This is a genomic window from Eximiradius proteiniborus (assembly GCF_058546985.1).
In genome coordinates, this window is record NZ_CM178592.1 from 1,434,082 (window position 1) to 1,456,155 (window position 22,074).

The following is a 22,074-nucleotide window of genomic DNA, read 5'->3' on the forward strand; positions in this document are numbered from 1 at the left end:
ATAACTTATTTGGAGATAAAAAATGGCAAGAAGATGTGAGCTTACAGGCGTTGGTCCGATGACTGGCAACAATGTATCGCACGCTAACAACAAAACACGCAGACGTTTCCTACCGAACTTGCAAAAGAAGAGAATCTGGTTGCCTGAGGAAAAACGTTGGATAACAATCAAAGCTACTGCTCGAGCATTAAAAACTTTGGATAAGAAAGGCTACGCAGCAATGATTAAAGAATTAGCAAAGTAATTTAGCTTAAGACAGTGTATTTAATATGAGCGAAAACGCGGGGGTTTTCGCTTTTTTTTTAGGAGAATTTTATGTATTGGGGCGAAATAGCGGCATTAACAGCAGCTTTTTTATGGGCAGCAGGTTCGTTTTTATTTACATCGGCAGTCAAGCGAATTGGCAGTATTCAACTCAATATAGACAGGATGACACTTGCAGCAGTATTTATTGCAATTACTATGCTGGTAGCAGGGATTTCTTTCAATTGCACGAAAAACCAATTGTTATACTTAGTCGGAAGTGGAATAGTAGGCTTGATTATCGGCGACACTGCATTATTCAGAGCATTTCGTGAGATGGGACCGCGAATAAGCTTGCTCATTTATTCTTTTAATCCGGCATTTGCAGCAATATTAGCGTTTATTTTGTTTGGGGAAAAACTCCCATTTATTAGCATTATTGGAATTTTTCTGACGCTTTTGGGAATAATACTTGTTGTTACAGAAAAGCCACGAAACGACAACCCAATGAATTTTAAAGTAACATTGCCGGGGGTGCTTTTTGCATTTATTTCGGCGTTAGGTCAAGCTGGAGGGCTAATCTTTGCTAAATACGCTTTCAATGATAGCTACATACATAGTTTTACAGCAACTTTTTTCAGAATATCCACCTCAGTCCTGTTGTTTCTCCCTCTGGGGGTTTTGCTGAAAAGATATGTAAACCCGTTCAAATTATACAGCAGAGACAAAAAATCTTTCAAGCAAATATCAATTGCTTCGATAATCGGACCATATCTTGGAATAACGCTTAGCTTTTTCGCAATTTCACACACAAAGCTTGGAATTGCCTCGACATTGCTTGCTACGGTTCCGGTAATGATACTTCCAATGACAAGAATTGTATATAAAGAAAAATTGACTTTAATTTCAGTTACAGGGGCAATTGTTGCATTTATTGGAATAGCGTTACTATTCGCATAAAAGCAACAACGGTATTAATTTTCAAATCGTAAAAAGCACATTTGTAGTTAAAGATTACAACTTCATTATTTTAACAACATTTTCCGGAAGTGATGTTTTTTCGGAAGTTCCGGTAACAAAAATAATTTTCTCACCCTTTTCGAAAATGTTATTATCAACAAGAAAATTGCAGATTGTATTAACTATATCGTCGGAATTATTGAGTTCCTCGAGCCAAAAAGAACGCACACCCCAGATGAGAGCGAGTTTTCGTTGAGTTTCTTTAAGTTCGGTGAAGGCAATAATTTCCTGACGAGGTCTGTATTTAGCGATATTAATTGCGGTGAACCCGCTGGTAGTCATAGCAATAATAGCGGAAGCATTCACTTGAGAAGAAACTTCGCAGGAGGCTTTTGAAAGTGCATCGGAAAAATTATGGCGTTCGTCGCTCGGAACAATGCGTGGTTCGAGCATACGATGGAAATTTTTCTCGGTGGTTAGAATAATTCTATCCATATAATTAACGGCTTCGCACGGATAGCTTCCGGTGCTGGTTTCGCCACTAAGCATAACGCAATCAGTTCCGTCGATAACGGCGTTAGCTACATCGCTTGCTTCGGCACGGGTTGGGCGGGGATTTGTAATCATCGATTCAAGCATCTGGGTAGCAACGATTACAGGTTTGCCGTAGTAATTACATTTTTTAATAATGTTTTTTTGGAGAACGGGAACTTCTTCGGCAGGAGTTTCGAGCCCGAGATCGCCGCGGGCAACCATTATTCCGTCTGATTCTTCGATAATTTCATCAATACGTTCGCAGGCTTCGTATCGTTCAATTTTCGAGATTATTCCCACCTTTTTTTTGAAGATTTTCATTGCAGTTTTGAGTTCGATTACATCTTTTGCTGAACGGACAAAGGACAAAGCAACGTAATCAACACCTAACTCTAATCCAAATTTCAAGTCTTCTATATCTTTTTCGGAAAGCGAAGGAGCAAAAGATTTTACACCTGGTGCAATAATTCCTTTGTTGTTCTTTAAATTTCCGCCTTTAATAACTTCGGTAATTATATCGTTGCCAACCACCTGCTTAACTTTCAGAATCAGATAACCATCATCGAGCAGAAGAGTATTGCCAGCCGAAACTTCTTTAACAAGGTCTTTGTAGGTAGTGGAAACGCGGTTTTCGTCGCCTTCTTCGAGGTCGTCGGCAGTAATAATAAATTCGCTGCCGGGAGAAAGAAAAACAATTCCATTTCGCACATTTCGGGTGCGAATTTTGGGACCTTGCAAATCCTGAATGATAGCAATTGGTTTGCCGGTAATTTCTTCGGCACGTCTGATATTGGCAAAAATTTCCTGATGTTGCTGGTGGGTGCCGTGAGAAAAATTAAGCCGGGCAATATCCATTCCGTTGTGGACAAGTTCGACAAGTTTTTCAACATTTGCGGTTGCCGGACCGATAGTGCAAATGATTTTGGTTCTTCTTCTCATTTGGTTCTCTATTTAATTCTACCAATAAATACTGGATTTTCGGCTTTGAGAGTTTCCATAATGCTATAAGCATTTTGTTCGGATGTAATCAAAATTATGCCGATACCTAAATTGAATACTTGTCGCATCTCTTCTTCGGGAACGTTTCCAACTTTTTGAATCAATTGAAAAATAGGAGGACGTTGCCAGCTATCCCAGAAAATTTCTAATTCGAGAGGCTTACGAACAACACGGGAAGTATTTCCAACAATACCACCGCCGGTAATATGAGAGATACCGCTTACAAGCCCTTTTTCAGCCAAAGGATGAACAACGTGCAAATACGAGCGATGGATTTTCAGAAGCTCTTCGCCTAATGAACAGCCTAATTCTTCGATATAATCATCAACTTTATATTTAGCAAAAAGGACTTTGCGGGCAAGAGAATAACCATTCGTATGAAGTCCGTTTGATGGTAAGCCAATCAGGACATCACCCGATTGCACAGAACTACCATTTACAATTTTAGATTTATCGACAACGCCAACAATTGTTCCGCTGACGTCATACTCGCCGTCAGCGTAAATTGAAGGCATTTCGGCAGTTTCGCCACCAATTAGTGCAGTAGAATTTTCACGGCACGCTTTGACAAACCCTGAGATTACCTGTTCGGCAACAGAGGGTTCGAGCCGACCGGTAGCAAAATAATCAAGGAAGAACAAAGGTTTAGCACCGCAGGCAAGAATATCATTAACGCAGTGATTCACAAGGCATTGCCCGACAGTGTCGTGCTTGTTGGCAGCGAAAGCAACTTTTAGCTTTGTTCCGACCCCGTCAGTGCTTGCAACAAGCACCGGCTCGGAATAGCCATCAAATTTTGCTTCGTAAAGCCCGCCGAAAAGTCCAATTTCAGAAAGAACTTTTTCGTTGAAGGTAGTTTTTACAAGAGGTTTTATTCTACTGACTAATTCTTCGCCTGCTTCTATGTTTACTCCTGAGGCTTTGTAAGTTTCGTTCATTTTTTCTCCCAAATCAAAAAAACAAAATTACGATTAAATACAATAAGTTAAAAACAAGAGTTGAACGTTTTTTGATAATTAACAATAATTCATTATTAATTAATATAGTTTGTATGAAAATAAACGGAACTGAATATTGTTCGCTTTGGGAAGAAAACAGTAAAGCTCTATCGATAAGTGCAATAGACCAACGATTATTGCCGTTCAGGTTGGAAATTGCCAAAATTGCAAGTTACAAAGAAATGGTAATGGCAATAAAAGAAATGACAATACGAGGTGCCCCACTGATTGGAATAGGCGGCGCGTACGCAATTATGCTCGCATTGCAAGAGATTGTTCAAAATAAGCAACCTTTTGAAAAGATTAATGAAATTATTTCAGAGATTCGCTCGGCACGTCCAACAGCAGTAAATTTGATGTGGGCAGTTGATAGAGTTGCTTCAAAAATTGATTTTTCGCTTTCGGTTGAGGAAAACTATGAACGCTCACTACAAATAGCCCGGCAAATTTATTCTGAAGAAGTGAGAGCCTGCAAGCAGATTGCAAAATCTGGCTTCGACTTGATAGAAAATTTATATTCGAAATATCAACGACCGCTAAATATTCTAACGCATTGTAATGCAGGCTGGCTTGCAACAGTTGATTGGGGAACAGCACTTGCTCCGATTTATTACGCACACCGGAAAGAAATACCGCTTCACGTGTGGGTAGATGAGACGCGCCCACGCAATCAAGGAGCGAAACTTACTTCGTTTGAGTTGCTAGGCGAAAATATTGCTCACACAATTATTGCGGACAACACAGGTGGCTTGCTTATGCAAACGGGCAAGGTGGACGCTGTAATTGTTGGTGCAGATAGAGTTACAAGCAAAGGCGACGTTTGCAACAAGGTGGGAACTTATTTAAAAGCTTTAGCTGCAAAAGAGCATAATATCCCGTTCTGGGTAGCTTTCCCGACAAGCACAATAGATTGGGAAATAAGTGATTATAGAGAAATACCAATAGAAGAACGCCCGAGCGAAGAGATTGACTATATAGAAGGAGAATATCTGGACAAAATCTGTAAAGTGAGAATTACACCGACTGGCTCGAAATCTCTGAACTATGCATTTGATATAACTCCGAACCAATTTGTTTCGAAGTATATTACTGAACTTGGCGTGTTTGATAGCATTCAAAGTTTAAAAGACGAGAGCTTCACATAAAAAATGGCGGGATGTTTCCCGCCATTTATAAAATCAAGAAAAGCAGATTTACTTTATTAATTTTTGTTTTGCTTTGGGTCGACAGCACTTCCCCATCCATTTATATCAATAGTTTTGGATTCTTCGTTGTCTGTTGTAATGGACACACGAATTGAATTAACACCGATTTGCGTTGGGGTGAATTTTACTTCCAGAGGAGTTTCAGATTTTGGTTTAAGCACATCATTAGCTTTAAGGTTGATTTTAAGAGATTCAGGGTTAGTCTTTATATCCAAAATTTTGATTGGAGCATCAGTATTATTTTTTAGCATAACTTTGGAGCTTGCTTCCTGCAAATAGTAGAGTTCGTTGAAAGGAATATATTGAGGCACAACAACAATCGGACGGAACACATTTGCTTTGATATAGTAGTAGAAAGATTTTTTCTCGGGGTCGGTGGATTCAATCATAATGCTTTTGACAACGTTATCGGAATAACCGGTAATATTCAAAGTAATGTCTAAATTAGCAGAATCGCCGGGAGGAAGAATCTTTTTGTCGAGCGGAGCAGTAGTGCAACCGCATCCCGGTTTCACATTAATAATGTGGAGTTCCTCGTTGCCTCTGTTGTAAATTTTGACAGTTGCTTTCAGAGGGTTATCGGTTGATTTGACCTTGCCCCAATTATATTCATTTGGTGGGAAAATTTCAAGTTTTGGCTGGGAGTAAGCAACAACACTCAAACCGATAAAAACTAAGAACAAACCTAATAATCTTTTCATAACAAACCTTTAAACATTATTGATGAAACTAACAAACAAACTTAATAAAAAAAATAATATTATCAAATTATGGTTGATTTTTCAGCAACATAAAAGTATCCCTGATTGCGTAAGCAGAGCCGACAACGCCGATACCACCTTCGACACTACCAAGCAACGGATTGACCGAATTGACACCAACGTTTTGCAAATACCAGCGAACTAAGTTCCAGTCTGCTGCCATAATAGTTACTTCGTGTTTGCCAAACCATTTGAAAGCTGACCACACAACACGGGTTTTTGTATTCGGAATTAAACCAGAAACAGATTGTTCTTTGTATCTATTTTCATTAATAAATGGATTATACACTCTTCTATTTTTTTCATTAGTAGGGGGCTCGAGATATTTACCATATTCAAGAGTATCCAGGCAAGTTTCAACTATAATATAATAATCGAACCCAGGTGCTCGTGTCCATGAAATCGAGTCGCTTTGAGGCAAATTAATAGTATCTTTTGGATATTGTATAGTTTTGTTGACGCGGGTTTGCCAAAAAATTTCAGAAGGAGTAGTAGTTTTGCCGCTTAGAATTTTTCCGTCGGGCAGTTTTACTTCAATTGAGTATTCAGTATTTGGTTTCACTTTATAATTAGCGTCCGGGTAGTAATAGCCGGGTTTTAAAGTATCATAGTTGAACAGAAGAGGGAACACATGTCCATCGCCTTTGACCAAGACTTCTGCATTTTTGATAAAAGCCTGATAATGATTATATTTAGCAGAGATTGGCTGAGTTTTTAGTACTGCAATATTTTGGATTGGCTCGCCTACAAGCAAAACTGCTTCCAGAACAACATCGGGTTTGTAATCGGTTGGGACATCATCACCGCAAGCAGCAAGAAACACCAACGAAATCAATATATATCTGAGTTGTTTCATTTATCCTCCTAAAATTTAATTTCATAAGAAATAGTTGGTAAAATCGGGATTAATCGCACATCTTCAACTTTTGTTTCTTCATCCTGAAGATTATAATATCTGAACCATATATCGCGGCGGTTATAAACATTGTAAATATCAAAAATAAGCTTGGAATCGAGACCATAGGTTTTGAATGAATACGTAGCATTGAGATTGAGCTGATGAGAAGGAGGAAGACGCAACCCATATCTTTGAGAAGGAACAATTTTGCCACGACCATAGGTTTGATTAGGGAAGAAAGATTGAAATCGCGATGTCGCCCCAGTGTAGGATTGCCCGGATTGGAAAGTGAAGGTGGCTCCGATATCCCATCTTTCAGATAAATTATATTGCATAACAACTTTAAAATCGTGCAAACGGTCGTATTTTGGTCTGAATTCCCGTCCATAATTAATACTATCGAATTTTGCCCGGATATAGCCGAGAGCATACCCAGCCCAACCGGTAAGACGTCCAACCCGTTTTTGCAAGAAAACTTCGAAACCATAAGAATATGCGTTCCCAATGTAGAAGACATCGCGGACGTTCGAACCCTGAAGAGCATTTTGGTTTAGTTCGCTCACATTTCTGTATTTTTTATAGTATATGTCGAAATTTAAATCAAAGTTCTGGAAAGGTTTTGTTTCGACGCTAAAAATATAATGGATAGCTCGGCTTGCAGGAACAGTAGAATCTGTTGGCAACCACGTATCGAAGAATGAGAAATCAGGTTGAGTGGCAAGACGAAGATTCTGGCTAAACACTCCCCAAGCAGCCTTCAAAGAAATATTATCAGTTAAAGTGTATCTAATAGCCAAGCGTGGGTCAATCAAAATTATATCTCTCATTTCCCAATAGTTTGCCCGCAATCCAGCCTGAATAGCAAATAATTCTATCGGTGAATAACTCATTTGAGCGTAAGCTGAATAGTTGTAGTCCTTTACTTTCAAGTTTGTAGTTCCGGCTGACGAACCAACCTGAGTGCTATCAGTTTCACCGGTGAAATTTTGGAGGAACTGAAAATTGTAGTTGTTAACTTCCAAGCCGAAATTGTGAGTAATCTTTTCATTAGTAAACCATTCGAAATTTAATTTTGCAGAATAATCAGTGATTGAATTTTCAATCAGAAATTGATAACCGGTTTGGTCGCCGGTGAAATTATTAAAATAATGGCTTGCACTAAGATTTAAGTTAGCAAAAAGAGAGTTGGAGAAAATATGTGTCCAGTTCATAGAAGCAAGTCTGTTTCCAATGGATAAATCCATACTAATTCCGAAAGTGCTCACATCAAGATTATCTTTGCTCATAAATCCACTTAAAGAAAATTTATCGTTGTCTCCAATATCTTGAGTGATTTTAGCATTCACATCATAGAAATTGAAGTCCGGGATAGGTTGCTCGGGATTATTGTCGATGAGGCTTTTGACGAGTTCGAAGTAAGTGCGGCGTCCACCAATAAACCACGAGCCGTGCCCGATAGGTCCTTCCAGTGTGGCACGCGAAGAGATAGCACCAATAGATGCCAATCCTTGAGTTTGACTTCTGTCGCCATCTTTTTGGGTAATGTTCAGCACAGCCGAAAGTCGCCCACCATACTGAGGTTCGAAGCCACCTTTTATGAGTTCGACATCTTTGATAGCATCTGTGTTGAAAGTAGAGATAAATCCGAACAAATGAGTTGGATTATAAACTGTGGAACCATCTAAAAGAACTAAATTCTGGTCGGGCGAACCACCACGGACATATAATCCGCTGGAAATCTGGGAAGAGGTGAGCACACCGGGTAAATATTGCAAAGAACGGAAAACGTCTGATTCGCCTCCGATACGAATTTCTTTGATTGTTTCCACAGGGACATTAACTTTGCTAATCATAACTTGCCTTTGCTCAACTTCTCGCTCTGCTTCGACAAGGACGTCTTCTTTCCTTACAGCGGTTTGCTTCAATGAAATATCGAGGCGAAGCTCTTCGTTGGCTTTCAGATTTATTTTTCGCTCGAAACGCTCGTAACCCAAAAATGAGACTACAAGAGTGTAGCTACCCGGAGGAATACTCGAAATGCTGTAGAAACCGTTTTTGTTTGTTCTTGTTCCGAATTTTGTGTCCTTGAGCATAACGGTAGATGAAATGAGCGTTTCCTTGCTTTTATCATCACGGACAAATCCAGCTATTGATGCAGTATTGGGTGCATTTAAATTTGCACTGAGATTAAAGAAAACGAGCACGCTTAACAGACAGATTGAAATAATTAGTTTCATAGTTCCTTTAAATTATTGAATAATTACAGAACTAAAAACGTAAAAAGTTATTAATAGTTTCAAAAAAAATTAAAGTTTACAATAATTAACGTGATTATCAGTGTATTATTAATTTATTATTAACAAATTCAGATATAGATATTAAGTAGATAAATACCGGAGAGTGTATGAAAAAAAATCTGTTGATGTTGTTTTTGTTACTTTCTGCTACAAAATTATTTGCTATTGAGCCATTACTGTTTAAGCCACTTGTAGGGAACACATTTGAGCCACGTGTCGGGACGATATACAATATAGACGATGAAAAATTGAGGCTCGATATAGGCACTTCGATTGATTTAAGCACACTGCATAAATCAGATTCGGCAGAAGTGCGGTTAGGCGGTGATTTTTTTACCTATACCCGATTGCGTTCAGTTGGACATTTTAAATTTCCTGTAGAAGCGAGCGATTATTTTTTTGGTGCAAATGTATCAGGCAAGAGCTATTTACTGGAGCAACCATTTGAATGGCGCGTAAGAATAGCTCATATATCAGCACATTTAGTAGATGGATTTGCAAGCGATAGTGTATTTTTGCAGCGTCCTTTCAGCTACAGCAGAGAATTTGTCGAGGCAATCGGAGCGATACGGTATAAAAACGTAAGATTTTATGGCGGAACAACTTTTATATTTTCCACGTTACCGAAAAATCTGGGCAAATGGGTGCCTCAATTTGGGTTTGACGGAGAGTATAAATTCTGGCGGAATTTATACCTATCGTATGGCTACGACTATAAAATCAGCAGGATAAAGCAAATAACAAGGCTAAATGCAACCGGTCAGTTGGGAGTAATATTTAAATCTACGATGAAAACAGGAATTGGATTTTATATATACAATCACAATGGCTGGAACGAACACGGAATGTTTTATGATAAAAAATTAAATTATTCAGGCATAGGATTTCAATTAATATTTTGAAATTACAAAAAAATTTCGTTGATTTGAAAATTGTGTTTTTATTATCTTTTTAGAATAAGGTTAGATATATGGCAAGAAGTGTTAACCGTGCCACATTAGTTGGCAATATTGGGCAAGACCCAGAATTACGCTCCACCCCAGGTGGAAGGAACGTATGCAGTTTCCGTATGGCAACATCCGAAGCTTATAAAGACAGCAACGGAGAATGGAAAGAAATCACCGATTGGCATACTGTTGTGTGCTGGGATAATTTAGCAGTGCAAGTTGCTGAAAACTTCCGCAAAGGCACAAAAGTATATGTCGAAGGAAAGATTAAGCACCGCAGCTACGAAGGTAAAGACGGTGTTACTCGCCACGTAACAGAAGTCATTGCTAACACCGTTATTTCGCTTGGTAGTCGTAAATCAAATGATAATCAGGAAAAAGACGCTTACGACGAACCAGAGTTCGAAGAAGGCACTCCAGACGACGACGTGCCATTTTAAAGTTCAATGAAAAAAATTGTACTTTTTGATATAGATGGTACTATTTTAAATGTCGAAAGTTCTCTCGCCAGAAGTATCTTTATTGATGCTTTTGGCGAGATGTTTAGTATAGATATTTCTAAAAGCATACCATCATTTCACGGAAAAACAGATTTACAAATCATTGCAGATATTGCCAATTTATATGGTATTGATTACAGCAACGAAATTGAGCAAATCTGGAATAATATTTTTGAAAAATTCGAACAAAGAATTTCGAAAGAAAGCATAACGATTTTGCCGGGTGCGGCGGAACTAATCGAAGAGATAGAAAAAGCAGATAATTTTGAATTGGGATTGGTTACAGGCAATTTTCGAAAGAATGCTTATTTAAAGTTATCGCTGGTTGGTTTGGACGAGTATTTTCCATTCGGTGGATTTGGGGATGATTGCCCGGACCGTAACAAATTACCTTTAATAGCGATTGAACGAGCAAAGAAAAGCAAAATCATTGATGAGACCTACCCTATTTCTAATTCAGTGATTATAGGCGACACCTTTCGCGATATTCAGGCTGCAAAAAGCAACTCGCTCAAAGCGGTTGCAGTAGCCACCGGCAAAGCACCATCCAGCGAATTGCGTCGCTATACACCAGATGTATTGTTTGAAGATTTATCTGATTACAAGAAAGTATTCGATTGTTTGAACAAATTATAAAAATTATGAAAAGAATTGTAATTGCAATAGATGGACCTGCGGGCTCAGGAAAAAGTTCTTCGGCAAAGATAGTTGCAGAGCGACTTGGATATATTTATATAGACACAGGTGCAATGTATCGCGCTGTAACACTTGAAGCTTTGCGTCGAGGAATAGCCGAAAACGAAGAAAAAATATGTAATATTCTTGATGAAATAAAAATTGAACTTCGCACTTCACCGCAGGGACAAAGAACAATTCTTAATGGCGAAGATGTTTCGGATGATATCCGGTTGCCGGAAGTAACGCGGTTGGTGTCGCCGGTGAGTGCAATTGGATGTGTGCGTGAGAAGCTTGTGGCAGAGCAAAGGCGTATCGGGGAACGTGGTGGAATAGTAATGGATGGACGCGATATTGGAACAGTTGTTTTTCCGAATGCAGAGCTGAAAATATATCTTGTTGCTTCCATTGAAGCACGAGCCGAGCGGCGGGCAAAGGAACTGCGAGAAAAAGGTATTCCTGTAGAAATCGAAGAAATAAAAAAACAAATTATTGAACGGGACAATTATGACAGTAGCCGGGCGATTAGTCCGCTGCGAAAAGCAGATGATGCTATTTTGATAGATACATCAGAGATGACATTGGAGCGACAATCGGAAATAATCATTGAACTTGCTAATAAAATTATAAATTCATAAGTTAAGAAAAAAAAATTTTGTCAATAAATAATATTATGTTATTTTTGTAATCCGTTTATTTTATAAATTTTTATGTTGTTTGATATTATTTAAAATAACTATAAAAGCGAGGAAAAATGAATTATACGGGTCCAAAGGTCAAATTATCCAGAAAATTAGGGATAAATTTAACCGTTAAAGCAAAAAAATACAGCAGCAAGAAGCCAAATCCTCCAGGACAGCACGGTGCTGCAAAAAAACGTGCAAAGCTATCGGACTATGGACGTCAGTTACTCGAAAAACAGCGTCTTCGTTTGCAATATAACGTATCAGAAAAGCAAATGGGCAACTACTACAAGAAAGCAACAAGAATGCAAGGCAACACAGCCGAAAACCTTGTGCTTTTGCTTGAAACCCGCCTTGATGCTGTAGTATATCGTGCAGGATTTGCTCGCTCGATTTATGCTGCCCGTCAGTTTGTTAAGCACGGTCATTTCTTGGTGAACGGACGCCGTTTGGATGTGCCATCATATCAGGTAAAGACTTCTGATGTTATTCAATTGCGCGAAAAGAGCCGCAATATCGAAGCATTTCAGGAATCAATCCGCAATTCTGCTCCACCTGCTTATATCGAAGTATCGAAAGCAGATTTTTCAGCAAAATTGCTCTATCCACCAAAGAGAGAAGAAATTCCTGTTCAATGCGAAGTTTCACTTGTTGTAGAGTATTATTCGAGATAATTCAATCAATATATTACTCAAAGCCCGCTATTTTTTGAAATGGCGGGTTTTTTATTCAAAAATATTAAAATACTTTGTTTATTTATTCGATATTAGCATAAAAGTGTAACAATTTGGAGGTGTGTTATGTTCTGGACTCCTGAACTTGCAGCATATTTGGAAGATGCACCCTGGCCGGCAACAAAAGAAGAACTTTTCGATTACGCGATGCGTTCGGGCTGCCCGCAACAGGTGCTTGATAATATTGCCGAACTTGAAGATAGCGACGAACTGATTGAGGGAATGGAAGATTTGTGGCCTGAATACGAAGATATTGCTAACGAAGAATATTTTTATAACGACGACGAAGAAGAACAATACATTTAAGCAAACAGTCGGGGCTTATCGGAAAGCCCCGATTTTGTTTGCGTTGCTATGTCACATTACTTGACTAGTGTTATTGGTATGGCAACAGTTTCTTTTTGATTTGCAAGACGTACGAAATATTTTCCTGCACTAATTTGGTTGAGTTCTATTAAATTAGTGGACAGTTTTCCTTCCTTTACGATTTTACCATCGAGTGAAATAATAGAAAAATCATCAAAACTTTGATTATTTGTTTCGATTTTTATAAAGGATGAAGCTGGATTGGGGTAAATTTTTATCATTTGTGCTAAATCGTTTACGCTTGCGATTGAATTTACCCAAACAGAAACGAAATCGTTTGCTGAAAAGTCGAAGTTATTTATTAATGCAGCAATAAATACATCATTATCAAAATAATTTATCCAGAGCATTCCTTCAACTTTTTTGCCTGTATTGATTGTATTGACTGGATGATTGTCTGTAGTTTTGAATTCGTAAATATTTCCATCATAAGCTGATACTCTGAATTTTGTGCCATCCGGGCTGAACACTAATTCGCGCGGACCGTCCCAACCAGTTGTACCGACTTCATATTCGAATACCACATCAATATCGAGAGAATATCTATATACTTTATGGTTTCCATTTGAAACAATATAGAGTTGATTGTCTCTGATTTCAAAATAATTACCGAATGAACCAGCAGCATAGGACTTAATTTCTTCTTTTGTAGATAAATCGTAAACTGTTACGTAGCTATCTTCGGCGCCAGTGCCTTCGTTAAGCACATACAATTTATCGTTGAAAATCTGGCACATTTGCGTATTCATTTTTGTTTCGATAGTGTCTTTTGCTTCTTTTGTGGCAAGGTCGATAGTAATCACATAATTGTGCTCAGGTGTCCAGGAGCCGGGAGGAGTGATGCGAGCAGAAACATAGAGCAATCCATTATAGATGGATAATCCATAAACGGTGTGTTGAAATTCTATTGAATCGAGAAGGCTACCATCTGTAATATCATATTTCCAAATATATCCATTAGTTTGAATGTAAAGGAAATTGTTGTCAAAAAGAGCTCTTACAGGAAAGCTATTCAAGCCGAAAGGAAATTCGATTATTTTCGAAGCCGAAAGCGGTCCCATACCAAGTGGGTTGTTGCGCCAAAGCGAGGGACGTTCGTCTGTGTTGGGGTCGAAGTTGCCGTCGAAATTAGCATCAACACCTTTGCATAAAACATAAAAATCAGTATTATAGTTGTAAATCATAAATGGCTGAGAGCCAACTGATACATTATTTTGAGCATTTAAACAGAAAATGCTGACAAACATTAATGCGAAGAACGCATAGAAATGCTTCATACAAAAAACCTCCAATTATTATTATATATTATATCTATAAAATCTGAAGGAAATGAAAGAGAAAGTGTGTTCTTTCGCTTCCCTCATTCATCAGTTTGCGCTGATGTACCACACCGAGTGGTCAATGAGCATCGCAAATCGGTCTTCTGACTTGAGCATCGAACCCTTGTGCTTTGCCTTCCCATTCTATTTGAACAGTGGCTGCTTGCTCGAGGGCAAGCAAAAAGCCAAAGTAGCTCTTACAGCGGCGCAACCGTACAGGATTTTCACCTGTTTCCCGTGCATTTGCAATGGCATTATTTTCAAAAATAGAAAAATAATATTTATCTGCAAAGTAAAATAACTATTACAATCAATAAAAGACTATCGAATAAATAACTTATTGAAAAATAATCACTTAAATCTCAAAGAGGATACTGGTTTTATTTTTGCCGCAATCACTGCTGGCAGAATTGATGCCAACACCACTAATACAAATGTAATTGAAGCAACAACGGCATAATGCACTGGTGAAATAAGAATCGGCAAAGAATCTAAAAAGTATATCTCGCCTTTGAGATGAATGAATTTATACTGTTGCTGCAAAAAACAGAATAGAAACGACAAAACACATCCCGCGGCAACACCATAGAGCCCAACCTGAAATCCTTGATAAGCAAATATCTTGATAATTCCCATTTTGCTTATGCCCAAGGTTCTCAAAATACCAATTGTGCGGGTTTTTTCGATGATAGTTATTATTAAAGTAGTGATAATATTAAGCATCGCGACAAGTGAAATAATACCCAGCACCAAAGGAATAGGCTCTCGTTGAAGTTCAATCCACGCAAATAATGACGAGTGTATTTCATAATAGGTTAAAGTCCAATACGGGAAGCCTAAGAAACCCATAACTGATTGCGAAACTTCGCTTGCTTTGTTTATATCCTTGATAAAAATTTCAATTTTATTTGCAGAATTTGGAGGCATTCCATAGAAATTTCGAGCGGTAGTCTCAGGCAAAAGCACAAGAGTTTCATCATAACTTGTCATTCCGGTTTTGTAAGTACCAACAATTTTAAATTTCTTAATCTTGTAATTTGTAATGTTATCTTTAATGTTGATAGCATACAAATTCACAAAATCACCTTTTTGAAGTGCAAGTTTTCTAAGCAATGGTTCGCCGACAATAATTTCATTAGCACTATCGCTTGAAAAATGATTATTTCCGGAAATAAGTTTAGAAAATTCATTAGGGTCGAACTTTGGATTGTAGGTTCTGAACATTACGCCATCAACAAAGTTAGCGGAACGGACAAGTCCTTCGCCTTCGATAATCGGATGAACAGCAGAAATAATATCGAAATTAGTTTTTATTTTTTCAGAAATTTCGCGGACATTATTGAATGGGTCTTTGTTATAGCTGAATACAACTATATGAGAGGTGAATTTTGTAGAATTATTCCGAAGTTCATTTTCGAAACCGTGAAGAATGGCTAAGCTTAGCAATAATGCGATGACACCCAGCATAACACTAAGAAGCGACACCAATCGAGCAAAGCGAAGAAATCTACTTTTTCGTGATTTTGCAATTGCAGAAGAAATGTATCTGTATAAGTTCATTTACCACTCAAAAAAACAGAAAATTGGATAAATATTAATGTATAAATTAACAAATATAAATTAATTTTTATTTCAATAAATATTTTTATTCTGCGTTTCTAATTTAATTATTATTAACAAAATAGCAGTTCTTTGATGGAGAAAAAATACAAGATTTTAGTTACAAATGATGATGGAATAGATTCACCCGGCATTTACGCATTGGCAAGTGCTTTTTCGCAATTGGGAGAAGTTGTGGTAGCAGCACCGGATCGCCAGCAAAGTGCAGTTGGACACGCTCTAACAGTTGCACGACCATTGAGAGTAACAAAGGTAAAGCGGAACGGTTCGCTTTTCGGGTATGCAATTGATGGGACGCCATCGGATTGTGTGAAAATTGCGTTATCGAATCTGTTGGAAGAAAAGCCTGACTTAGTAATTTCCGGAATAAATCACGGACAAAATACTGCAATAAATATACTATATTCGGGAACAGTTGCGGCAGCAACTGAGGGAATGCTTGCAGGTATTCCGTCGATAGCAATTTCGGTGGCATCGCACGATACAAGTGTTCCAATGGATGCAGCAGCAGAATATGCTCTGATCATTGCGCGAAAGTTGCTTGAAAGCGATTTGAAACCAAATTTTTTGCTTAATGTAAATGTCCCCGCAATTCCAAAAGAAAATATTCTTGGTATAAAAGTTGCTAAACATAGTTCATCGTATTGGAAAGATACTTATGAAATGAGATTAGATCCTTTTGGACGAAAGTATTATTGGTTTGCTGGTGAATATTGCTTAGAAAGCGATGATAATCTGGAAACTGACGATGCTGCATTAGCAAAGGGCTATGTTACGATTACACCTGTTCATTTCGATTTTACCAAATACGATACATTATCAAAATTAAAACATTTTGAGGACAAGTGATGGCAAAGGTAATTGCAGTTGAGGATATACAAGACGGAATGATAATAGCCGAACCTATTGTAAATCGTTACGGACAGGTTCTTCTTGCATCGGGTGTTGTGCTTTCGCAGCAGCACGCAACTTTTCTGAAAACCTGGAACATTCGGACGATAAAGGTAACTGCCGGAGCAGAAGACGAAGAAACATCAGAAATTTCGGAAGAGATGCAAAAACAAATTTTAGAAAGCATAGCCCAAAGAACATCCTGGACACCACGTATTCCAATAGAAGAGGATTTATTCAAAGTTGCTGTCTTTCATCTTGCCAAAAAATTGTCTAACCCGGTGAAGAAATGATATGGATATTTTAAATAAATTAATAGCTCGTGCCGATGAATTCCCAACCTTGCCGACAATCTATTCGACTTTGTCGGATGTAATGTCGAACCCTCGTTCAACAGCACAAGATGTTGCAAATATTATTGCAGAGGACCAGGCTGCAGCGGCAAAAGTATTGAAAGCAGCAAATTCGCCGATTTATGGGTTTCGTGGGAGAATTTCAACAATTTCGCAGGCGATTATTTTTATAGGATTTGAGGAAGTGCGTAATCTCGTCATTGCGATGGGAATAATTGATGTGTTTCGCAATATGAAAGGCAATTTTCCGATAAATCCGGTAGATTTGTGGAAGCATTCAATAGCGGTGGGAATTATTACTCGTTTGCTTGGAAAAACACTACGAATAACCAATCTCGAAAATTATTTTCTGGCAGGAATTCTGCACGATATAGGGAAATTACTTTTCCTGAAATTTGTACCTGATGAATATGCAAAATCAATTGAATACGCTATGGAAAAGAACCTACCAGCTCGTGAAGCCGAGAATGCAGTATTAGGGGTTAATCACATTATTGCTGGTGAGATATTAGCAGAGAAATGGAAATTGCCGCAATCTTTGAAAGATGCTATAAGATACCATGCAGTAGGAAAAGTAGATAGTCCAAACAATGTGCTTGTTGGCTGTGTTCATATTGCGAACACAGTTGCTTCTTTGCTCGAGCTTGGACAAGCGGGAGATGATATTGTTCCTACACCAAATCTTGATGCGTGGAAAGCGTTGAACTTACCTGATAATTTTTGGTCGAAAAACTACGATACTTTGTTGCTTGAATACGATGCAGCAATCGGTATTTTTCTTTTAAATTGATGTTTAGTTTTATTGAATAAATAAATGAGCAACGAAGAACATCCTGAATACCTGCAAAGCATATACTTTGATGCTATACAGGAGTTTTTAGAGGTAAACAGGAATTTCAAGAGATTACCTGATATTCTTAGAAATGGTCTGAATGTATTAATAAAATTCCCTAATTCAGTTTCTTCGGCGATTTATCTTGTGAAAAACAACTCTTTTGAATGGGAGTTGAACAGCTACCTACCTGAAACAGAAAAAAACAATATAGAACAAATTTTCAATTCTTGCGTTCAAAATGGAATAATCAGCGAAGCACTTGCGAGTGGCTCTATAGCTTATGGTTCATCAAATTTCGATGGACTGGCTTCAGTAGCAGTGCCTTTAGTCGCTTCATTTGGAGTGATAGGGATTAGTTTAATAAATACTAATGATAACACGCCGGTAACAAATGATCTAAAAATTGCTACTACACTTTTTTCAAGGGTTCTCTCTGCAAGTGTGGAAAATGTATTGTTGCAACAAAAATTACATGCGACCAAATCAAGTTTGGAGCAGATGGTTGCAACAAAAACTATGGATTTAGCTCAAAGCCGACGTGAATTGAATGCGATTTTCGATGCAGTACAAACCGGCATAATTCTTCACGACTGGGATACATTCGAAATCACGAAAATTAATCCAGTTGCAGAAGAGCTAATTCAATTAGAAGAAAAAGAAATACTTGGAAGAAAAATATACGATTTTCTTGAAAAAATTGATTACAACGACCCTGATTTCTCTTCCGAAGAGTATAAAAATTTCGAATCCCATTTAATTAATTCAAAGGGTGAAAAAATTCCGATAATCCGCACAACTTCTTTTGTCAGCATTGGCTCGACAAAGAAAAGAATTGACTGTTTTATTGATATTACCCAAATCAAAAAATATCAGGAAGAACTGAAACAAATAAACCAAACATTAGAACTTAAAGTAGAAGAACGAACGCAAGATCTGCAAATATTAGTTAAAAAACTAAAGGATGAAATAGAGCAACATAACAAAGTGCAAAAGGAATTAAAAATAATGCTCGATAAGGAAAAAGAACTTGGGCAAATGAAAACGCGCTTTGTCAGTATGGTGTCTCACGAATTTCGTACGCCGCTAACAATTGTTCGTTCGGCGGCGCAAATGCTTGGGAAATACAAGGATTCCCTTTCAGAAGAAGAAAAGCACGAATACTTATCCAGAATAATGAAAACAGTAGATAATTTAACCGATTTAATCGAAAATATGTTATTTATCAGCAAAGAAAAAGATAAAATAGTTGAAGCGGACAATATAGAACAAATAGATCTAATTCAATTCACAGAAAATCTAATCAATGAATTTCAGACTACTCTGCTGCAAAAAAGAGAAATATTTTTTATTAATATTGGTTACAAAAATACAGTTGAAACAAATGAGCGATTGCTAAGGTTAATACTACTCAATTTACTTTCGAATGCAGCCAAGTATTCTCCGCCGAGCACACCGATAGATATTAAATTATATTTCAACGAAGATAATTTTTCTTATGCCATTCGAGATTATGGAATTGGAATTCCGGATGACGAACAGGAAAAGATTTTCGATTTATTCTATCGTGCTGATAATGTTGGGAAAATATCAGGTAGTGGTATTGGATTGCAGGTAGTACTAAATGCAGTAATAATGCTCAATGGCAAATTAGACTTTACAAGTAAAATTAACAGGGGAACTACATTTACAGTATCAATTCCATATAGTGCAGGGAATTAATATGAAAAAGAAAGTATTAGTAATTGAAGATGAAGAGGAAATCAGAAAAGACATCGCTAAGATACTTAGTATTAATGGATTTGAAGTATTTCAGGCTAATAACGGGAAAGAAGGAATTAATGTTGCCTTAACTGTTATCCCAAACCTGATTATTTGCGATATTATGATGCCGGAAATGGATGGGCTATCCGTTCTGCAAGAACTGAAAAAGTATCCTTCTACTGAATTAATACCATTTATTTTTCTTACAGCAAAATCATCCCGCCAGGATATTCGCGAAGGGATGAATCTCGGAGCAGATGATTATATCACCAAACCTTTTGATTTTGATGAACTGATTGCAGCAGTGCATAAACGTATAGAAAAAGCTGAAGCAACAGAAAAAAAGTTCAACTCAAAATATGAGATGCTTGCTAATAGTTTGCGAAGTTATATGCCTCACGAAGTTCGAACACCTCTGAATATTATTTTGGGATTATCTGATTTTTTGCGAAAGCATTACGACCAAACGTCGTATAATGAGGCACGTAGTATTCTGCAAAACATTAATGAATCTGCAAAACGAATACAAAGATTATTTGAGAATTACCTTTTTTTCTCGAAATTACAATTAATTATTTCGAACCCTGACGAAGTTGCAAAATTGCGTCAGAAAAAAACTCCGCTTGCAGATTTTCTAATTCGGGATATAGTGGTTTATTCAGCAGGAAATGCAGGACGGTCGAACGATATAGAACTTGATTTGGAAGAAGCAAATTTGGCTGTCCCCGAAGATTTATTTATGAAAACTATCGAGGAAATACTCGATAATGCCTATAAATTTTCTGAACGTGGGAAGCCAATAAAAATAAACTCGAATATTTCAAACGACTATTACTTTATTCATATAACAGACTTTGGTCGCGGAATGACACTTGAACAAATTTCAAGTATCGCACCGTATATTCAGTTCGAACGAGATATTTACGAACAGCAGGGCTCGGGGCTTGGGCTTGCAATTGTCAAAGCAATAGCAAAAATCGTTGGTGGCGAAATCCTGATAAAAAGCCAGCCAAACGTTTATACAACTGTTACAATTAAATTCCCAATATTGAAATCTGAAAAATGAACTTCACAGGTTGCATAATTGCAAAAAACGAAGAAAAGAACATTGCAAAAGCAATTAGTTCGTTACAACCTGTTTGTTCTCAAATAGTAGTTGTCGATACCGGCTCGATTGACAATACAGCAAAAATTGCAGCTAATTCAAATTGCGAAATTTACTTCAAGAAATGGAACAATGATTTTTCGGAAATGAGGAACTTTGCACTGAGATTTGCCCGATTGGACTGGATTATTTTTCTTGATGCCGATGAAGTATTGCTTCCTCTTTCGATGGAGAAATACGGTAAGATATTTCAAGATGACAGAGTTGGTGGAGTGTCCTGCATAATTAAAAATTATCTCACAGATGATAAATCAAGTTTTATTGAGCACCGTTACACACGCATTTTCAGAAATCATCCAAAAATTCGTTATAGAGGAGCCATTCACGAACAAATTTCTGAAAGTATTATTGAACTTGGCTTGGATATTTATGAAAGTGATATAACAATTGAGCATTTTGGCTATATAGATAATTCAACAGAAAAAAAACAACGCAATTTAGAGCTCATAAAGAAAGAACTTTCGCGGCAACCATCCGATTATTTGCTTTTTCATCTCGCAAATACTGAATTTTCTATGAACAATTTGATAAATGCCAAAGAAATTTTTCTAAAAATTCTTTCTTCACGTGAGCTTTCAACTGAAAATTTAGAACTTGCTCAACTCCGGTTATTTCAGATAGCAACAAGCTTGAATGACTGGAAATATATTCTGGAACATCAGAATTATATTTTTACGAACAGAAATTACGAAGGATTGAAACAGTTTATTCTTTCGGCGTGCTTTATGCACCGCAAGCAGTGGGAAAAGTCGTATCATTGCTTGCTTGCGGCAAAGGAATGCAATTCGAGCCTTGTCGAACAGGAACTGCTAAGAAAATCAATTGAAGCGGTCGAAAAATACATTGATTTCTATTAGTCTGCTTTTCCAACGTTTTTATTTTTTTGTTTGATTGCGTCAATTTTTGCAATTGTTTGCTGTCGAAGTTCTTCTAAGGAGCGTGCCGAAAGCATATGCAAGGCTTCTTCGCGTAATTTTCCCCATTCGTCGTGCACCGGGCAGGGTTCATCAACGGAGCAATTTGGGAAACCGAGCACGCACCGATGAAAAACACCAGCCCCATCGATTGCTTCAACAATATCAATAAGCTTTATTTCCTTCGGGGAACGTGCTAAATAAAACCCACCGGATTTGCCTTTGCGAGAACCAACTATTCCACTTTTAGTAAGTGTTTGAAGGATTTTTGAGGTGAATTCTTTGGGAATACCAATTTCTTCCGAGATTTCGAGGGCAGAGGTAAGCGACTGTTCGTCTTTATGGGCTAAATAAAGTACTGCCTGAAGAGCTAATTCGCACTTTTTAGAAAAAATAACTGTCATCGCTTTCTTTAA

The 22,074-nt window shown here is 37.6% G+C and carries 23 protein-coding genes and 1 riboswitch; of the genes, 15 read left to right on the forward strand and 8 right to left on the reverse strand.

What is annotated here, in order from left to right; genetic code table 11:
* Positions 1–22: 22 nt before the first annotated feature.
* Together rpmB and ACY2LT_RS05945 are read left to right on the forward strand one after the other, a co-directional pair.
* Complete coding sequence (gene rpmB, locus ACY2LT_RS05940; protein ID WP_491814480.1) at positions 23–244, forward strand: 50S ribosomal protein L28; 222 nt, start codon at positions 23–25, stop codon at positions 242–244.
* A 71-nt stretch (positions 245–315) separates the two neighbouring features.
* The gene (locus ACY2LT_RS05945) at positions 316–1,203 is read left to right on the forward strand and encodes a DMT family transporter (RefSeq protein WP_491814481.1); all 888 of its coding nucleotides are present in this window, start codon (positions 316–318) and stop codon (positions 1,201–1,203) included.
* Positions 1,204–1,257: 54 nt separating this feature from the next.
* Here the strand turns inward: ACY2LT_RS05945 and pyk are convergent, their stop codons facing one another.
* Both pyk and purM read right to left on the reverse strand, forming a co-directional pair.
* Entirely contained in the window at positions 1,258–2,676 is a 1,419-nt protein-coding gene (gene pyk, locus ACY2LT_RS05950; RefSeq protein ID WP_491814482.1) for a pyruvate kinase, read from the reverse strand.
* An 8-nt stretch (positions 2,677–2,684) separates the two neighbouring features.
* Positions 2,685–3,674, reverse strand: coding sequence for a phosphoribosylformylglycinamidine cyclo-ligase (gene purM / locus ACY2LT_RS05955; protein WP_491814483.1), 990 nt, complete (start codon positions 3,672–3,674; stop codon positions 2,685–2,687).
* Positions 3,675–3,787: 113 nt separating this feature from the next.
* Between purM and mtnA the strand changes: the two genes are divergently transcribed.
* Positions 3,788–4,879 (forward strand): S-methyl-5-thioribose-1-phosphate isomerase, encoded by a 1,092-nt coding sequence (gene mtnA / locus ACY2LT_RS05960; protein WP_491814484.1) that lies wholly within the window; start codon positions 3,788–3,790, stop codon positions 4,877–4,879.
* A gap of 56 nt (positions 4,880–4,935) precedes the next feature.
* Here mtnA and ACY2LT_RS05965 read toward each other — a convergent pair whose 3' ends face one another.
* The 3 genes from ACY2LT_RS05965 to ACY2LT_RS05975 form a co-directional block, all read right to left on the reverse strand.
* The gene (locus ACY2LT_RS05965) at positions 4,936–5,640 is read right to left on the reverse strand and encodes a DUF1573 domain-containing protein (protein ID WP_491814485.1); all 705 of its coding nucleotides are present in this window, start codon (positions 5,638–5,640) and stop codon (positions 4,936–4,938) included.
* Between the two features lie 67 nt (positions 5,641–5,707).
* Entirely contained in the window at positions 5,708–6,556 is an 849-nt protein-coding gene (locus tag ACY2LT_RS05970) for a DUF4249 family protein (protein ID WP_491814487.1), read from the reverse strand.
* Positions 6,557–6,564: 8 nt separating this feature from the next.
* The gene (locus ACY2LT_RS05975; RefSeq protein WP_491814488.1) at positions 6,565–8,835 is read right to left on the reverse strand and encodes a TonB-dependent receptor; all 2,271 of its coding nucleotides are present in this window, start codon (positions 8,833–8,835) and stop codon (positions 6,565–6,567) included.
* Between the two features lie 167 nt (positions 8,836–9,002).
* Here ACY2LT_RS05975 and ACY2LT_RS05980 point away from each other — a divergent pair, with 167 nt between their 5' ends.
* From ACY2LT_RS05980 to ACY2LT_RS06005, 6 genes are all read left to right on the forward strand, one after another.
* Positions 9,003–9,797: a DUF1207 domain-containing protein gene (locus tag ACY2LT_RS05980; protein ID WP_491814489.1), complete on the forward strand. Its 795-nt coding sequence runs from the start codon at positions 9,003–9,005 to the stop codon at positions 9,795–9,797.
* A 68-nt stretch (positions 9,798–9,865) separates the two neighbouring features.
* Positions 9,866–10,282: a single-stranded DNA-binding protein gene (locus ACY2LT_RS05985; protein WP_491814491.1), complete on the forward strand. Its 417-nt coding sequence runs from the start codon at positions 9,866–9,868 to the stop codon at positions 10,280–10,282.
* Positions 10,283–10,288: 6 nt separating this feature from the next.
* Positions 10,289–10,978, forward strand: coding sequence for an HAD hydrolase-like protein (locus ACY2LT_RS05990; RefSeq protein ID WP_491814492.1), 690 nt, complete (start codon positions 10,289–10,291; stop codon positions 10,976–10,978).
* A gap of 5 nt (positions 10,979–10,983) precedes the next feature.
* A complete protein-coding gene (gene cmk, locus ACY2LT_RS05995; protein WP_491814493.1) occupies positions 10,984–11,655 on the forward strand; it encodes a (d)CMP kinase in 672 nt (223 codons plus the stop codon).
* 116 nt (positions 11,656–11,771) lie between these two features.
* Positions 11,772–12,374, forward strand: coding sequence for a 30S ribosomal protein S4 (gene rpsD, locus ACY2LT_RS06000; protein ID WP_491814494.1), 603 nt, complete (start codon positions 11,772–11,774; stop codon positions 12,372–12,374).
* 126 nt (positions 12,375–12,500) lie between these two features.
* Positions 12,501–12,740, forward strand: a complete 240-nt coding sequence (locus tag ACY2LT_RS06005; protein WP_491814495.1) for a DUF2795 domain-containing protein — start codon at positions 12,501–12,503, stop codon at positions 12,738–12,740.
* A 56-nt stretch (positions 12,741–12,796) separates the two neighbouring features.
* Here ACY2LT_RS06005 and ACY2LT_RS06010 read toward each other — a convergent pair whose 3' ends face one another.
* Positions 12,797–14,077 carry a T9SS type A sorting domain-containing protein gene (locus tag ACY2LT_RS06010; protein ID WP_491814496.1) on the reverse strand — a complete coding sequence of 427 codons (1,281 nt, stop codon included), beginning with the start codon at positions 14,075–14,077 and terminating at the stop codon, positions 12,797–12,799.
* Between the two features lie 119 nt (positions 14,078–14,196).
* Positions 14,197–14,381, reverse strand: a riboswitch (cobalamin riboswitch).
* A gap of 89 nt (positions 14,382–14,470) precedes the next feature.
* Positions 14,471–15,679: an FtsX-like permease family protein gene (locus tag ACY2LT_RS06015; RefSeq protein ID WP_491814498.1), complete on the reverse strand. Its 1,209-nt coding sequence runs from the start codon at positions 15,677–15,679 to the stop codon at positions 14,471–14,473.
* A 135-nt stretch (positions 15,680–15,814) separates the two neighbouring features.
* On the opposite strand from ACY2LT_RS06015, the gene surE reads away from it, so the two are divergent.
* Genes surE through ACY2LT_RS06045 form a run of 6 tightly spaced genes read left to right on the forward strand, consistent with a single transcriptional unit; the run spans position 15,815 to position 21,601 of the window.
* Positions 15,815–16,588, forward strand: a complete 774-nt coding sequence (gene surE / locus ACY2LT_RS06020) for a 5'/3'-nucleotidase SurE (protein WP_491814499.1) — start codon at positions 15,815–15,817, stop codon at positions 16,586–16,588.
* A complete protein-coding gene (locus ACY2LT_RS06025; RefSeq protein WP_491814500.1) occupies positions 16,588–16,923 on the forward strand; it encodes a hypothetical protein in 336 nt (111 codons plus the stop codon). Before surE ends, ACY2LT_RS06025 begins: the two co-directional genes overlap by 1 nt.
* A gap of 1 nt (position 16,924) precedes the next feature.
* Positions 16,925–17,773, forward strand: a complete 849-nt coding sequence (locus ACY2LT_RS06030) for an HDOD domain-containing protein (protein ID WP_491814501.1) — start codon at positions 16,925–16,927, stop codon at positions 17,771–17,773.
* Between the two features lie 24 nt (positions 17,774–17,797).
* Positions 17,798–19,537 (forward strand): sensor histidine kinase, encoded by a 1,740-nt coding sequence (locus tag ACY2LT_RS06035; RefSeq protein ID WP_491814502.1) that lies wholly within the window; start codon positions 17,798–17,800, stop codon positions 19,535–19,537.
* Between the two features lies 1 nt (position 19,538).
* Positions 19,539–20,645 carry a hybrid sensor histidine kinase/response regulator gene (locus ACY2LT_RS06040; RefSeq protein WP_491814503.1) on the forward strand — a complete coding sequence of 369 codons (1,107 nt, stop codon included), beginning with the start codon at positions 19,539–19,541 and terminating at the stop codon, positions 20,643–20,645.
* Positions 20,642–21,601 carry a glycosyltransferase gene (locus tag ACY2LT_RS06045; protein WP_491814505.1) on the forward strand — a complete coding sequence of 320 codons (960 nt, stop codon included), beginning with the start codon at positions 20,642–20,644 and terminating at the stop codon, positions 21,599–21,601. Before ACY2LT_RS06040 ends, ACY2LT_RS06045 begins: the two co-directional genes overlap by 4 nt.
* Here ACY2LT_RS06045 and ACY2LT_RS06050 read toward each other — a convergent pair.
* Positions 21,598–22,062 (reverse strand): RrF2 family transcriptional regulator, encoded by a 465-nt coding sequence (locus tag ACY2LT_RS06050; RefSeq protein ID WP_491814506.1) that lies wholly within the window; start codon positions 22,060–22,062, stop codon positions 21,598–21,600. The genes ACY2LT_RS06045 and ACY2LT_RS06050 overlap by 4 nt on opposite strands.
* Positions 22,063–22,074 lie beyond the last annotated feature (12 nt).

What these genes read in the sequence shown, in the direction of transcription:
- rpmB (WP_491814480.1), top strand. Translation starts at nt 23, where the DNA reads ATGGCAAGAAGATGTGAGCTTACAGGCGTTGGTCCGATGACTGGCAAC.
- ACY2LT_RS05945 (WP_491814481.1), top strand. Translation starts at nt 316, where the DNA reads ATGTATTGGGGCGAAATAGCGGCATTAACAGCAGCTTTTTTATGGGCA.
- pyk (WP_491814482.1), bottom strand. Translation starts at nt 2,676, where the DNA reads ATGAGAAGAAGAACCAAAATCATTTGCACTATCGGTCCGGCAACCGCA.
- purM (WP_491814483.1), bottom strand. Translation starts at nt 3,674, where the DNA reads ATGAACGAAACTTACAAAGCCTCAGGAGTAAACATAGAAGCAGGCGAA.
- mtnA (WP_491814484.1), top strand. Translation starts at nt 3,788, where the DNA reads ATGAAAATAAACGGAACTGAATATTGTTCGCTTTGGGAAGAAAACAGT.
- ACY2LT_RS05965 (WP_491814485.1), bottom strand. Translation starts at nt 5,640, where the DNA reads ATGAAAAGATTATTAGGTTTGTTCTTAGTTTTTATCGGTTTGAGTGTT.
- ACY2LT_RS05970 (WP_491814487.1), bottom strand. Translation starts at nt 6,556, where the DNA reads ATGAAACAACTCAGATATATATTGATTTCGTTGGTGTTTCTTGCTGCT.
- ACY2LT_RS05975 (WP_491814488.1), bottom strand. Translation starts at nt 8,835, where the DNA reads ATGAAACTAATTATTTCAATCTGTCTGTTAAGCGTGCTCGTTTTCTTT.
- ACY2LT_RS05980 (WP_491814489.1), top strand. Translation starts at nt 9,003, where the DNA reads ATGAAAAAAAATCTGTTGATGTTGTTTTTGTTACTTTCTGCTACAAAA.
- ACY2LT_RS05985 (WP_491814491.1), top strand. Translation starts at nt 9,866, where the DNA reads ATGGCAAGAAGTGTTAACCGTGCCACATTAGTTGGCAATATTGGGCAA.
- ACY2LT_RS05990 (WP_491814492.1), top strand. Translation starts at nt 10,289, where the DNA reads ATGAAAAAAATTGTACTTTTTGATATAGATGGTACTATTTTAAATGTC.
- cmk (WP_491814493.1), top strand. Translation starts at nt 10,984, where the DNA reads ATGAAAAGAATTGTAATTGCAATAGATGGACCTGCGGGCTCAGGAAAA.
- rpsD (WP_491814494.1), top strand. Translation starts at nt 11,772, where the DNA reads ATGAATTATACGGGTCCAAAGGTCAAATTATCCAGAAAATTAGGGATA.
- ACY2LT_RS06005 (WP_491814495.1), top strand. Translation starts at nt 12,501, where the DNA reads ATGTTCTGGACTCCTGAACTTGCAGCATATTTGGAAGATGCACCCTGG.
- ACY2LT_RS06010 (WP_491814496.1), bottom strand. Translation starts at nt 14,077, where the DNA reads ATGAAGCATTTCTATGCGTTCTTCGCATTAATGTTTGTCAGCATTTTC.
- ACY2LT_RS06015 (WP_491814498.1), bottom strand. Translation starts at nt 15,679, where the DNA reads ATGAACTTATACAGATACATTTCTTCTGCAATTGCAAAATCACGAAAA.
- surE (WP_491814499.1), top strand. Translation starts at nt 15,815, where the DNA reads ATGGAGAAAAAATACAAGATTTTAGTTACAAATGATGATGGAATAGAT.
- ACY2LT_RS06025 (WP_491814500.1), top strand. Translation starts at nt 16,588, where the DNA reads ATGGCAAAGGTAATTGCAGTTGAGGATATACAAGACGGAATGATAATA.
- ACY2LT_RS06030 (WP_491814501.1), top strand. Translation starts at nt 16,925, where the DNA reads ATGGATATTTTAAATAAATTAATAGCTCGTGCCGATGAATTCCCAACC.
- ACY2LT_RS06035 (WP_491814502.1), top strand. Translation starts at nt 17,798, where the DNA reads ATGAGCAACGAAGAACATCCTGAATACCTGCAAAGCATATACTTTGAT.
- ACY2LT_RS06040 (WP_491814503.1), top strand. Translation starts at nt 19,539, where the DNA reads ATGAAAAAGAAAGTATTAGTAATTGAAGATGAAGAGGAAATCAGAAAA.
- ACY2LT_RS06045 (WP_491814505.1), top strand. Translation starts at nt 20,642, where the DNA reads ATGAACTTCACAGGTTGCATAATTGCAAAAAACGAAGAAAAGAACATT.
- ACY2LT_RS06050 (WP_491814506.1), bottom strand. Translation starts at nt 22,062, where the DNA reads ATGACAGTTATTTTTTCTAAAAAGTGCGAATTAGCTCTTCAGGCAGTA.